The organism is Gardnerella sialicivorans subsp. sialicivorans, assembly GCF_056746795.1.
In genome coordinates this window covers 239,026-253,559 of record NZ_JBWPXA010000002.1, presented here as the reverse complement: position 1 = coordinate 253,559, position 14,534 = coordinate 239,026, and the positions used below count along the sequence as shown (strand labels likewise).

Genomic DNA, 14,534 nt, shown 5'->3' with positions numbered 1-14,534 from the left:
ATCATGCCTGGAACAATCATAGAACGCGCGTAGAATACGCATATAGCACGACTATAACACGCATAGAAAGATAAATACTTGAACATTAAATCGCTTGAATACTTAATTGCATTTGCAAAAGAAGAAAGCTTTACAAAAGCTGCCGAGCGCATGCACGTTTCTCAGCCAACTTTATCTACGCAGATTAAAAAGCTAGAAGACACGCTTGGAGTTTGTCTTATTGAGAGGACTCCTGGAAAGCAGATTTTAACTCCTGCAGGAAGAGAAGTTGTGTATTATGCAAAGCGTATTCATTCGGATGTTTCTAACATTTATCAAGCAGCAAGGCGCCTAGAAGATCCTTGGTCTTCTACAATAGTTTTAGGCATTTTCCCAACATTATGCCCATATCTTTTGCCTAGAATAATACCTGTTTTGCGTAAGATTAAGCCGAATTTTACTATTCATTTTGTTGAAGAAAAGTCTGCAACTTTAATCGAATTGCTAAATAATGGTCAAATCGATGCAGCAATATTGAGCGAAAAGTTAAACGAATCGTCAATAAAGGTTAATCACATTTTTGATGAAGATTTTGTTTTAGCAGCGTCAACAAATTCGCAATTGGGAAACCAAAAATCTCCAATCGATTTGTCTCAATTATCTAGTCAAAAAATACTTCTTTTGGAAGATGGACATTGTATGAGACGAAGTATGATTGATGTTTGTCAAAAGGTTGGAGCAAAGCAGTCCGAATTTTGTGCAACATCTTTGGAAACCTTACGATACATGGTTGTTGAAAGTAAAGATGTAACATTGCTGCCACGTCTTGCAACTCTCCCTCCTATTGTTCAGCCAGCTGGTTTAACAATTCGCGAGTTTAATAGTCCAAAGCCGTATCGTTCACTGTACTTAAATTGGCGAGCTGCTTCTCCAGTAGACAAGATTATGGAAGGATTATGCACGATTATTTATGGAACTTGCGCGAATTTGCATAAAAAATAATTTCAATCACATATTTTAATATTTGATTATTTGCATATTTAATATGATTTAGCAGACTTTTAGCAGAATCTTAGTAAGATTTTCGATAAAATTTGATTGCATGTTTGCGATTCAACAATCATTTATATTTAGAATATTCGCTATACTTAGAATGTTTAGTAAGAATCAATAAGATACGTATAAATCAATTGTGTAGAATTTTATTGTCTTACGTTAAAGTTGTGCAATAAGAAAGAATGGGGATTATGCAAAACCAAGTGCAATCTAGCAATAACGCTGATTCAATCTGCCATGATGCAAAAAATTGCAATTATGACGCAGATAGAAGCATGCAGATTGCGCTACGTACAATCGATACGCTTTGGGAAAACAAAAACTCAATTCCTGTTAAGCTATTTTCAAAAAAACATATTTTTAACGATTTTCCTTTTATGCCTAGCTCAACGAAACTGGGCTGGATTAAGATTTATGGCAAAAAACAAGGTATTTCAATTGGATTGTTTAGCAAAGATTGCAAACGTTTTTACCAAGTTGCTGTTGCTGATTTAGAAGGCAGAGTTTACGAAGGGCACACTGTAACAATTGAAGATACAACGGAAAATATACCCGAATTGTCTTTTGTTGAGCAAAACTCTATGACTCTTTCTAGCTCACATAGATTCTACGGTTGCATTGATAAAAAAACTACTCGAGCAAGCCATAAAGCGAGCCATATCAAAAAAAGTTGTTTTAAGAATAAGTCAAATAATGATTTAGTTGTTATTAAGGGAGATGTTGTTGTTCAAACTTCTAAAGATGACGGAATTCAATGGGTGTCGTCTTGGATTCGCAAAGCAAATACTAAAAAAGAAACTTATACGCTAGAAGAAACGCGTGTAGATTTGCCTAATAATTTGCGTTGCAATCTTAGTTATTTTGACGCAATCGCTATATCTTATTTTGCATCATTCTTTGTGCCAGATATGTTGTTAGCTTTTAGTGGATTTGGGTCTGGAAACATATTTAGGCATCTTACAAAAGAAGCACCTTTGAGCGCTATTAGGCGAAGCGTTTGCGATGCAAACACAGCAGAAAGAGCTGGTTTACGCGTTTCTGCAATGGAGAAATATTTTACGTACTTAATGGCAGACGCTGGAGCATTAGAGGATGCTGGGGCATTAGAGGCTGAACACGCCGCTGAAAGATTGCATTTGCAAAAATCTAAATGTTCAGACGCAAACTTTTTAGTTTGGGATGATTCTTTGGAAGCAAAATCCGCGTTAAAAGCTTTGCGTATAGAAGGAGCAATAAATAGATTCCAGTCTATTAGCAATTGCTTAGAAGAAAACTGCACTAATGGCGGTGATTTAACAGAAAATAACGCAACTTATAATCAAGTTTGTGCAATGGATATGGCTTTTATAAACGATCCAGCTTTTTGCGCAAGTGGCGAGATTGACATGAATTCTTTTGGCAATCCGTTGCAAGACAATAATATTAGGCCATTATTGCATTTGCTTAATCGTGCAAGAAAATCTAATGATTTGTATATTTATAAAGCTAACGGATCTTCTAATTGTGAATGGTCATACAGGCAAAGACTTTCTGAACTAATCAGAAGTCTTTATTTGCCTTTTAGATTCGATGCTGATTTTAGATCTAATTTAGATAGTGGGAATGTTGCATTAGCATTTATGGCAACAGGCAATTCAATGATGCCTACTTTAACATACGATTCTACTAAAAAAGATTTTGTTCCAATAAGCGAACAAAATAGATTCAAAATGACAACTAACTACAATCTTCGTATTGGATTAATATTGGCTACTCTTGCTTTTGGAGCTAGCGAAGAAGTGCAAAACGTTTCAATACGATTGGATTCAATCGGCTTAGAGGAAATGGTTGCAGCTCAAGATGTTGCAATGAATAAAATTCTAAGCCAAACGATTAATGCGATTAATCATATGAATAAAAATGCTTCAAGAGCAAAAGGCGATCCAAAAGATGGGGATATTCATGGAGACGTTAGCAATGGATTTGCTAATTTAGGATCGAATGCAGATAGTAGCTCGGATAGTGCTTCAGATAATTTTGTTGAAAGCGTTGTAGAAAATCTTGAAGATGCAAGCGCAAACAACAGTGATAACAGTAGGAACACTAATCGTAGTGATAATAGCGATAGCAATAATAGCGCAAAAAACGAAGACCCAATGGCAGCTTTTAGTAAATCGCCTTCGATTATACCGTTGCTAACTGTTACTTTTACTAGAAAGTCGTTCTTAAAACACATACGCGCATACGGATTAAATAATCCTCTTGAAACGTATAAAAAGTTTAATGCAACTTTGCAAGTCGACGAAAACGGCGCATTAAGCCAAATTGAGCCAACGTTTGACTTAAGAGACAGCTGCTTTGCGCCGCATGGTGCTCAAGAAGAACCAGAGTTTTCCGACATAATTTTTGACGCAAAGTCGCAAGAATTGTTAGCGACTCAAGATGCAAAAGGCCTTTCAATCCAGCGAGAAGACGTTTTACAACAAGCGGTTGCTGATTTTAATCACATAGCGTCTAAAGCAATTATGACGAATGCAGAAAAAGCTCGTATGGCAATGGATATTGTTGAAAGCATTAACGATCCAGAGCTAAATGATCAAGCAAACCGTGTAATAAGCGCGTTAATAGACGAAAAAGAAATACCAGAAATATCGTTTAGCGCTTCAAAAGATATTTACAATATGCGAGTACGTGCTCACGAACAATTTATGAGTGGAGACTTAGACAGTGCAATCGAAGAGTATGAAAACAATATAAAGCATTTTGACGATATGTTTGCTTCTGGAGACGTTGTTCCAAGATACTTTAACTCGTATGCTGAGCGCGTTGTTTATAATCGCATGTTTGCAACGCAAAACGAGCAAATGAGGCTTATACCAGACGGACTTTTCTACGCGCATATGGAGATTGCGGATTTACTCGGCCAGCTTGGAAGAAGTAAAGAGGCGCTAAAACATCTAAATACAATGGTTTCTTACGCTCCAACGTATGTTATATCTCACTTAAAGCTAGCTTCGCAATTATCTTGTCAAGAAGATTGGCCTTCTGTAGAAGCAGTATGCTTAAACGCTTTACAAGTCTGTTTTGATAGAGAAGATGCTGCGTTTATTTACTACAGGCTAGCATATGCAGAGTGGATGCAAGATAACTTCCCTCTAGCTGTTGCCGCATATATGGTTGCAGATGACTTGTTTAGCGAAAAAAATGAATCTCTAGAAGTAGAGCTTGCAGAACTCTTAAGTAGAGTTGAATCTCAATGCATCTCTGTTCCTAAAAGCTTGCATCAAGCAAAAGAAATGCTAGAAATAAATAATGTTGTGAATTGGCCAGATGTTAATGCATATGAGATTATTGACGAAGCTGCAAAAGTCACTGTTAATGAGGGTATGTTTGTTATTGCGCGAACTCTTTCTGTTGCTAGATCTAGAATGCTTTTTAGAAACGATTCTTCTGAAAGTATTGTTCAAATGCAATTTTTGCGATCTCTTAACGCTTAATAAATTCTTGTTAAATGGGCTATAAAATATACTAAAACGCTTTGAAGGGAAGACTCATGGCTGCATCTAATGGTGATTCAACGCAACATTCGAGTGGTGCGCAATTGTCACTTTTTGATGACTTAGATAGTGTTAATAATGCTGAAAATATACAAAATAATAATGAGCCAAGCGATGATGGCAAATTTGCGTCAATCCAAAGCGCAAAGCAATCACACGATGTAACAAGCGATTTAAGCGAGTCTAACTCTTTTAGTTCAATCGCAGATTTTGACAGTTGGATTGCTAAGCTAGAGCCGTCGGATTCGGACGCAATGCAATTAGCTAAGCTTGAGCCTTCGCTTTTAACAACAGAGCAAGGCGCAAGATTGTGGGCAAAATTGGCTGCATGGGCGCAAGCAGATCAAATCGCATACTATGTTGACGATTCTCCAACAAGTTCCGACGCAGCTTACGACGCAAGAATGCGTGTTTTGAGCGCTCTTGAGGCTACTTTCCCGATTTTAGACACGCCTCAATCGCCAACACATAGAGTTGGCGGAACTTTTTCTAACGATTTTGCGCCAGTTCGTCACCCTTCAAGAATGATGAGCTTGGATGATGTTTTTTCGATTGATGAATTAAAATCCTGGTATAACAGCATTATTCGAGACTTGCAATGGCCAGAAAATAAGCCGTTGCCAATGACATGCGAAGTAAAAATCGATGGACTTGCGCTAAATCTTATCTACCGAAATGGAACTTTGGAACAAGGACTAACCCGAGGAGACGGTGTTACTGGAGAAGACATATCGCTAAACGTAAGAACAATCGAAGAAATTCCTACGCAATTGCATGGAGAAAATCCAGACGATATTCCAGAATTTGTGGAAATTCGCGGCGAAGTATTTATGAAGTGGGCGGATTTTAGAAAACTGAATATTGAGCAGGAAGATTTAGGTAAAGCTCCTTTTGCGAATCCAAGAAACGCAGCTGCAGGCTCTTTAAGACAAAAAGATCCTAGAATTACAGCCACAAGACGCTTGAGTTTTATAGCACACGGATTAGGAAATCTAAAGTGGAAGGACTTAGCGCAAAGCGGTGGCGAATCTAATGCGCATACCCAAACATCATTCAACCAATCGGACGCTTACGAATTGTACAAAAAATGGGGGATTCCTGTTTCTCCGTACACGCGCAAAGTTACGTCTTTTGAACAAATAGAAGACATGATTGACTACTATGGTGAGCATAGAAACACTATCATTCATGCATTAGATGGAATTGTAGTTAAAGTAGATGATCGCGCATTGCAAAGAAAGCTCGGAGCAACTTCTAGAGCGCCGCGTTGGGCAATTGCGTACAAGTATCCGCCAGAAGAAGTTAATACACGCTTAAAAGATATTATTGTTCAAGTTGGAAGAACAGGAAGGGTAACTCCAGTAGCTGTTTTAGAGCCAGTAACTGTTGCAGGCTCCACTATATCTCGTACAACTTTGCACAATCCATACGAAGTTGAGCATAAAGGCGTACTTATTGGAGATACTGTTGTTGTTCGCAAAGCTGGAGATGTTATTCCAGAATTAGTTGGACCTGTGCTCAAATATAGAGATGGCAGAGAAAATGAATTGAAAAAATTCGTTATGCCAGAGTATTGCCCATCTTGCGGAACAAAACTTGCTCCTACAAAAGAAGGCGACAAAGACATTCGCTGCCCTAATGTAGAAAATTGCCCAGCTCAGCTGACTGAGCGCATAATCAACTTGGCTTCAAGACAAGCTTTTGATATTGAAAATCTTGGAGAAGCATCTGCTCTTGCACTAACTAATCCAGAAGATTCTAGGCCAATAACGTCAAAAGTTTATATTGAAGATAAAAACATAAGCAAAATAGTTGTTGAGCGTGGATCTTCTAATCCGCCGATTCTACCAGAATCTAATTGTGATCTTCCTAAGCCTCAAAATCCTGTTCTTACTAGCGAAGCCGATATCTTTAACCTTAACGCTAACGATTTGCGAAATGTTAAAGTTTGGAAGGAGATTCCGCTTGTTGAAGAATGGGAAGAAGTAGGAAAAGACGGAAAACTCAAAAAACGATCTAAAAAGATTGGCGGAAGTGGATTATGGAGGCAAGTCTCAGCTTTTTGGACTAGGCCTTTAGAAGCTACTAGAAGAAAGTCGAATGATGATTCTAGTAATTCTAGTAAATCTAGTAATTCTAACGACTATGGAAGCTCTAGTAGCTCTAGTAGTGATGAATCTAAGCAATCTTTTAATCCAAACTACCCACTGTTTGAAGTTCCTGTAGATGCGTATGTAACAAAGCTAGTTGAAAAGAAAATTCGCATAAATAATGTTCTTAAAACAGTTGAAGCGCCAGAATACACTCGTCCTAGCGAAACAACAAGAGCAATGCTAGAAGAAATAGCTCAAAAAGGTAAGTCTGCGCCTCTTTGGCGTGTGCTAGTGGCACTTTCTATTCGCAGGCTTGGGCCTCCAACAGCTCGTCTTATAGCTGCAAGATTTAGCTCAATCGAGAATATTGCAAATGCGACTATTGAGGACTTAACTCAAATTGATGGCGTTGGTCCAGAAATTGCTCAAGCTGTTTACGATTGGTTTGAAAAATCAAAAGATTCTAACGATTGGCGTAGCGAAGTTTTAAGAAAATGGAAAGAAGCTGGAGTTGTTGGAAACGATTCCGCACAATCCAATAATCTTGAGCAAACGCTTAGTGGCAAAACTGTTGTTATTACAGGGTCTTTAGAAGATTTCACACGAGACTCCGCTAAAGAAGCTATTGTATCTAGAGGTGGAAAAGCTGCATCTTCTGTTAGTAAAAAAACGTATTGTGTGATTGTTGGAGCAAATGCTGGATCTAAAGAAGCTAAAGCAGAAGAACTTGGCATACCAATGTTGAACGAGAATCAATTTAAGATTTTACTTAAAACGGGTAGTGTTGAATCTGCACTAAAAAACGATATTACACTTGATTCGCAAAGTGAATTGTAAAAACATGAGTAATAATCTTGTTGAATTAGAAACGCGTATTTACGACTTATTGGGTAGTGTGATTGATCCAGAATTAGGGCGTTCTGTTACCGAATTAAACATGGTTACGGGCATTCGTGTAAGCGAAAAATCATGCGAATCAAATAATCATAATCCAACTTATAGCGTTTCTATAGACATTGAGCTTACTGTTCCAGATTGCCCATTAGCTCAAGTTATTACGCAAAGAGTTCAATCATCTGTAGAAAAGTATCCAAATGCAACGCTTATTCCAACAGTAAACGTAAGTGCTATGAGCAAAGATAAGCTTGCAAAGCTTGTTTCGGATTTAAAAGAGGAGCGTAAAGAAAACCCGTTCAATAAAAATGGCGTTAAAACAAGGATTTTTGCTATTGCATCTGGAAAAGGCGGAGTTGGAAAGTCTTCTATAACAGCTAATTTGGCTGCCACTTTTGCATCTCTTGGCTATAAAACAGCAGCAATAGATGCAGATGTTTATGGTTTTTCATTACCTCGCATGTTTGGAATTACAACTCAACCTACTAATCTGAACGGCATGCTTATGCCAGTTGAAGCTTGGGGAGTTAAGCTGATTTCTATTGGAATGTTTGCTGGAACAGATCGCGCGATTTTGTGGAGGGGACCCCGTTTGCAACGTTCTCTTGAGCAATTTTTATGCGATGTTTGGTGGGCAGATCCAGACGTGCTTCTTTTAGATTTGGCTCCTGGAACAGGAGATATGGCTTTAGCTGTTGCACAATCATTGCCGAATGTGGAGCTTGTTGTTGTTACAACACCTCAACCTAGCGCTTCGGATGTTGCTGTTAGAGCGGGGCTTATGGCTTTGCAAATTCCAGTTAATGTGCGCGGTGTTGTAGAAAATATGAGTTGGTTCGATAACAATGGAGCACGCTTAGAAATCTTTGGTTCTGGAGGCGGAAAGCGTGTTAGTAATCAGCTTTGCAAAGCTCTCGGTAAGAACGTTCCTCTTCTTGCTCAAATCCCGTTAGACACAAGTATTAGAGAAATTGGAGAATCGGGCAGACCTGCTGTTCTTACAAAAGAAGGCAAACTAGCAAACACTCAATTAGCGAATACATTTGTTAGTCTTGCAAAATCATTAATCGATTAATCGATAAAAAATGAGGCCACTTGACTTTTCGTCAAGCAGCCTCATTTGCAATATGCTTTATTTTGTTAAGACATTAAAACAAACTACTTAATAGCGTTAAGCCACTGTTCTTTAGTTGCTTTCTCTGCCTGGAGCTTAGCTTTACGCTTTGCATCTTTTTCGCTTGCAATCTTAGACTCAAGCTCCTCGAGTTGAGCCTTCAATTGAGCAGCAAAACTAGACTTGCGAGCATCTGCCTCAGGATCCGCATCCTTCCAAGCAGCATCTTCAACAGCCTTAATCTTCTTGTCTACATCATTCAAGCGAGATTCAATTCTGCGCATATCTTCGCGTGGAACAAAACCAATCTTGTCCCATTCTTCTTGAATCTCAGACAATGCTTTGCGAGCAGCTTTAGCAGCTTCTTCGTCTTTAACAGGAACAAGAGCTTCTGCTTTAACGAGCAAAGCTTCCTTCTTGCTAAGATTCTCTTTTTCGCCAGCGCTCATCTTTTCTCTATCTTCTTGACGAGCATGGTAGAAAGCATCTGCAGCTTCGCGGAACTTAGTCCACAATTCGTCGTCGTGTTGACGACCAGCATTTCCAGCCTTCTTCCAGCGATCCATCAAAGCATTAAACTTCATTGAAGTTTCACGCCATTGAGTAGAGTTCTTTAGGCTTTCTGCTTCAGCAATAATTGCTTCCTTAATCTCTTTAGCACTATTGCGCTCATTATCTCGCTCTTTAACCCAAGCGGAACGAGCTTGAGAGAATGCGGAACGAGCCTTGGAAAAACGCTGCCAAAGAGCATCTGCATCCGCTTTATTTAAGTGAATCGTAGTGCGCTGATGCTGCTGCCACTTATCAAACAGTGAACGAAGCTTATCGGAAAGCGAACGCCAATTTGTAGACTCGCCCATTTGCGCAACAAGAGCTTCTGCCTGTTCAACAATAGCTGTGCGATCTTTAAGAGCTTTTTCTAATTCTGCTTTACGCGCTTTAGCGAGTTCTTCTTTTTTAGACGCAGCTTTAGTTTTTAGCTCGGCGTGTCGCGCACTTAATGCAGCAAGATCTCCAACAACTGATGGCTCTTTAAGATCTGCATCTAAAGTAGCTAAAGTCTCATCAATTTCCTTTGGTCTTACATTAGAAGATTCAAGTCTTTTTTCAAAAAGATCAAGCTTGATTTTTAAGTCAAGATAACGGTGCACGTAGAAAGTCAAAGCGTCTTCTAGAGTGCCAGTGGAGTATTGTCCTACTTCTCGCTCGCCTTCTTCTGTGCGAACGTATACGTTTCCATTTTCATCAACGCGCCCAAAGGTTTTTGCGGTTTTAACGTCTTCTTCGCTATAAGAAATAGCAGGAACGGCAGCAACAACGCGAGCTTTATTTGCTAAGCTTGCAGGCGAAGGAGCATGCGGCTTTGGGGTAGCTTGTTTAGTAGTTTCTATAGGTTTAGTCTGTTCGGTCACGGGACGACTCCTTAGAGCATATGCACGGTAATAGTGTTACGAATAAGTATGACGGTAAGCCATGATTTTTCCGCAACATAACCTATTATAGTGGACATGGTACAAGGCTCATCAATATCTGGTTTTCCGGAGTGGCTTCCAAGTGAGCGCGCTGTTGAGCAGCGTGTTATGGACACATTGCGGGAAGTCTTTGAATTAAATGGTTTTATAGGCATTGAAACTCGTGCTGTTGAGCAGGGTTCAAGCTTGTTGAAAAAAGGCGAAACTAGTAAAGAAATATATCTTTTATCTAGATTGCAAGAAGTGGGTCATGAAAGCGACACACCAGTTGAAAATCGCATTGGATTGCACTTTGATTTAACAGTTCCTCTTAGTAGGTATGTTGTTGAACACACTGGCGATTTAGCATTCCCATTTAAGCGTTGGCAAATGCAAAAAGTTTGGCGTGGAGAGCGTCCACAAGAAGGACGTTTCCGCGAGTTTGTTCAAGCAGATATTGACGTTGTAGGAAATGGCGACTTGCCATCTCACTACGAAGTGGAGCTTCCACTTGTTATGGTCGAAGCTTTGGAGCGTTTGCGCAAGTTTGGATTGCCAAAAGCAACTGTTCACGCGAATAATCGCAAGCTTTCCGAAGGTTTTTATAGAGGAATTGGCTTAAGCGATATTGAAGGTGTTCTTCGAGAAATCGATAAGCTAGATAAGATTGGCGCAAAAGAAGTTGCAAATCTTCTTGTAAAAGAATGCGCAGCTACGGATTCTCAAGCTGCAGCATGCTTAGAGCTGGCAGAGCTTAGCGCAAATAGTGGTGAAGAGTTAAAGACTAAATTCAACGCTTTATGCGATAAACACAATATTTCTAGGGATTCCAGCAATGAATCTTACGCTTTAGCGATTGAAGGCGTAGAAACGCTTGCGATGATTGTAGACGATGCATCAAAAATTCGTCCAGGATCTGTTGTTGCAGATTTGAAGATTGCACGCGGCTTGGATTATTACACTGGCTCAGTTTACGAGACGTTCCTAGAAGGCGCTGAATCCCTAGGGTCAATCTGCTCTGGCGGAAGATACGACAATCTTGTTTCTCAAGGAAACAAAAAGTATCCAGGCGTAGGTCTTTCTATAGGGCTTTCGCGCTTGCTCTCTTACATGCTTCACACAGCTGGAGCTACAGTTTCACGCGTTTCTCCTGCTGCAGTAATGGTTGCAGTTTGGAACGAGGAAGATAGGCCAGCTTGTAATAATATTGCTCAAAAGCTTCGCTCTAGAGGAATTGCAACAGACGTTTCTCCAAGTGCAGCAAAGCTTGGTAAACAAATCAAATATGCAGATAAGTTGGGTATTCCATACGTTTGGTTCCCAGCAGATAGCACAGATTCTGAATCTAGTCATGATGAAGTAAAAAACATTATTACAGGAGAGCAAGTTTGCGCAGACGTTACGTCTTGGCAGCCAGATGATGCATATGCACATCAAACTGTTTCTTGCGCTCAATAATTGCAATTTGCTTTTTAAGATTTAAGATTTAAGATTTGCAATTTGCTTTTTAAGATTTTAATATTTGAAAGCGCGATTCATGCGGTAAACTATTAAAGTCAAAACAAAAATTAACAAAATTATTCAAACAAGGAAGTGGACTTATGAGCCAGACGGCGTATCGCACACACCATGCCGTTGAAGTGACTGAGACATTAGTTGGACAAAACGTAACCATTGCTGGTTGGGTTGATCGTCGCCGCGACCACGGTGGCGTTGCCTTTGTAGACGTTCGAGACAACACTGGCTTAGTACAAGTTGTTATTTACGATGAAGAAACTGCGCGACCATTGCGTAGCGAGTATGTTGTGCAAGTTACTGGCGAAGTTCGCTTGCGTCCAGATGGCAATGAAAATGACCATTTAGCAACAGGAAAAATCGAAATCGTTGCAAATAAAGTAACAATTCTCGCTAAGTCCGATGCGTTACCATTCCAAGTTTCTACCGCTTTGGAAAACGAGTCCGAAAACAAGCTTCCTAGCGAAGACGTACGTTTGAAGTACCGTTATCTTGATTTGCGCCGCCCATCAATGCAACGCAATTTGAAGCTTCGCTCTAATATGGCTAAAGCTGCTCGCCACGCTTTGGAAGATATGGACTTTACAGAGGTAGAAACACCAACGTTTATTAAGTCCACTCCAGAAGGCGCTCGCGACTTTGTTGTTCCAGCGCGCTTGGTTCCAGGCTCTTGGTACGCTCTTCCACAGTCTCCTCAGCTCTTAAAGCAGTTGCTTATGGTTTCTGGTGTTGAACGCTACTATCAGCTTGCTCGCTGCTACCGCGATGAAGACTTCCGCGCAGATCGTCAGCCTGAGTTCACTCAGCTCGATATGGAAATGAGCTTTGCAAGCCAAGAAGATGTTATGGCTATGGCAGAGCGCGTTATTGCAGCTATTTGGAAGGAAGCTGGTCACGAGATTACTCTTCCTTTGCCTCGAATCACTTGGCAGGAAGCAATGGATAAGTACGGTTCCGATAAGCCAGATTTGCGTTTTGGAAACCCACTTATTGAGTTGACTGACTTCTTTAAGAACACTCCATTCCGCGTGTTCCAAGCTCCTTATGTTGGCGCTGTGCTCTTTAAGGGCGGTGCAGATACACCTCGTCGTCAGTTTGACGCATGGCAGGATTGGGCTAAGCAGCGCGGAGCTAAGGGCTTGGCTTACGTAGTCTTTGGTGAAGATGGTGAGCTCAAAGGCCCTGTTGCTAAGAATCTTAGCGAAGAAGAACGCGCAGGACTTAAAGAAGCTGTTGGTGCGCAAGATGGCGATGCAGTATTCTTTGCAGCAGGCAGCCGTGAATCTTCTCAGCTTTTGCTCGGTGCTGTCCGAGTAGAGCTTGCTAGCCGCGCAGGATTGCTTCACCCAGATGAGTTTGCTTTTACTTGGGTTGTTGACTTCCCACTGTTTAAGCGCACGGATGATCCAGACGATGACGATGTTGCAGTCGGCCACTCCAAGTGGACTTCTATGCATCATCCATTTACAATGCCATCTGCTGATTGGATTGATAAGTTCGATAAAGACCCAGAGCATGCAATGAGCGATTCTTACGACATTGTTTGCAACGGTAACGAGATGGGCGGCGGCTCCGTTCGTATTCACCGCGACGATATTCAAGATCGCGTTCTTAACGTTCTTGGAATCGATAAAGCGGAAGCAGACGAAAAGTTTGGCTTCTTGCTTGAAGCGTTTAAGTATGGTGCTCCACCTCACGCTGGTATTGCTTTGGGCTGGGATCGTACTGCTGCAATTCTTGCAGGCGCAAGTTCGATTCGCGACGTAATCGCATTCCCTAAGGCTGGCGGCGGCCGTGATCCTCTAACTGGTGCTCCTGCTCCAATCTCTGCCGAACAGCGTGCAGAAACTGGCGTTGACTACGATCCAGAAGAAGACGAGTAGTCGCAAGCGTTAAACAAGAATTAATATTCATATGCCGTTAAGTCATTTGGTTAACTAAACCAAAATCAAGGCTTAACGGCATTTTTTATGTAAAATTAACATTTTTGTATCATTTTTAATGTTTTTCGTAACTTTATAGGTGGTTAAAAGTAACTATTACGATAAACGCATGTAACACAAGAACATTAAAATCCTTTCTATGGATACTAAATTAAACAATACAAAAAAAGTAGCACAGCCTTTAGTGGAACTTAGTCATGTTGAAAAACATTATGGCAAGCTTCACGTTTTGAAAGATATTAACTTAACGGTTAGTAAAGGCGAAGTGCTTGTTATTATTGGACCTTCTGGTTCTGGCAAGTCAACAATGTGCAGGACGATTAATCGTCTTGAAACAATCGACTCTGGAGATATTCGCATTGACGGTAAGCCTCTTCCTCAAGAAGGAAAAGAACTTGCTGCATTGCGTGCAGAAGTAGGAATGGTGTTCCAGTCCTTTAATCTTTTTGCGAATAAGACGATTCTAGAAAACGTTACGCTTGCTCCTATTAAGGTTCGTCACATGGAACAGCAAGAAGCAGAAAGTTTAGCAATGGATCTTCTTGCTAGAGTTGGCGTAGATAATCAAGCAAATAAGATGCCTTCTCAGCTTTCTGGCGGTCAGCAGCAGCGAGTTGCGATTGCTCGTGCGCTTGCAATGCATCCAAAGGTTATGCTTTTTGATGAGCCTACATCTGCGCTTGATCCAGAAATGGTTAACGAAGTTCTTGATGTTATGGTTGAGCTTGCAAAAGAAGGAATGACCATGATTTGCGTTACTCACGAGATGGGCTTTGCGCGTAAAGCTGCAGACAAAATCGTGTTTATGGCAGATGGTCGTATTCTTGAACAAAATACGCCAGAAGAGTTCTTTGAAAATCCAAAGACAGACAGAGCAAAAGACTTCCTTTCAAAGATTTTGACTCATTAATTTGACTCATTTTTTAAGTCATTAATATAGATTTTTAAGTCTT

Annotated in this window: 8 protein-coding genes; 7 read left to right on the top strand and 1 reads right to left on the bottom strand. The window is 40.4% G+C overall.

Annotated features, from left to right (window positions below; all coding sequences use genetic code 11):
- Nucleotides 1-78 precede the first annotated feature (78 nt).
- From AC1EKB_RS02195 to AC1EKB_RS02180, 4 genes are all read left to right on the top strand, one after another.
- A complete protein-coding gene (locus tag AC1EKB_RS02195) occupies nt 79-981 on the top strand; it encodes a LysR substrate-binding domain-containing protein (protein WP_415701408.1) in 903 nt (300 codons plus the stop codon).
- Between the two features lie 245 nt (nt 982-1,226).
- Nucleotides 1,227-4,511: a tetratricopeptide repeat protein gene (locus AC1EKB_RS02190; RefSeq protein WP_481248716.1), complete on the top strand. Its 3,285-nt coding sequence runs from the start codon at nt 1,227-1,229 to the stop codon at nt 4,509-4,511.
- 56 nt (nt 4,512-4,567) lie between these two features.
- Nucleotides 4,568-7,501, top strand: coding sequence for an NAD-dependent DNA ligase LigA (gene ligA, locus AC1EKB_RS02185; protein ID WP_481248715.1), 2,934 nt, complete (start codon nt 4,568-4,570; stop codon nt 7,499-7,501).
- A 4-nt stretch (nt 7,502-7,505) separates the two neighbouring features.
- Nucleotides 7,506-8,633, top strand: coding sequence for an Mrp/NBP35 family ATP-binding protein (locus AC1EKB_RS02180; protein WP_481248714.1), 1,128 nt, complete (start codon nt 7,506-7,508; stop codon nt 8,631-8,633).
- Nucleotides 8,634-8,716: 83 nt separating this feature from the next.
- Here AC1EKB_RS02180 and AC1EKB_RS02175 read toward each other — a convergent pair whose 3' ends face one another.
- On the bottom strand, nt 8,717-10,084 hold the full coding sequence (locus tag AC1EKB_RS02175; RefSeq protein ID WP_481248713.1) for a DUF349 domain-containing protein: 1,368 nt from the start codon (nt 10,082-10,084) through the stop codon (nt 8,717-8,719).
- Between the two features lie 96 nt (nt 10,085-10,180).
- On the opposite strand from AC1EKB_RS02175, the gene hisS reads away from it, so the two are divergent.
- From hisS to AC1EKB_RS02160, 3 genes are all read left to right on the top strand, one after another.
- Nucleotides 10,181-11,581, top strand: coding sequence for a histidine--tRNA ligase (gene hisS, locus AC1EKB_RS02170; RefSeq protein ID WP_481248737.1), 1,401 nt, complete (start codon nt 10,181-10,183; stop codon nt 11,579-11,581).
- A 143-nt stretch (nt 11,582-11,724) separates the two neighbouring features.
- The gene (aspS, locus tag AC1EKB_RS02165) at nt 11,725-13,521 is read left to right on the top strand and encodes an aspartate--tRNA ligase (protein WP_481248712.1); all 1,797 of its coding nucleotides are present in this window, start codon (nt 11,725-11,727) and stop codon (nt 13,519-13,521) included.
- A gap of 199 nt (nt 13,522-13,720) precedes the next feature.
- Entirely contained in the window at nt 13,721-14,491 is a 771-nt protein-coding gene (locus tag AC1EKB_RS02160; RefSeq protein WP_415694219.1) for an amino acid ABC transporter ATP-binding protein, read from the top strand.
- The last annotated feature ends 43 nt before the right edge of the window (nt 14,492-14,534 follow it).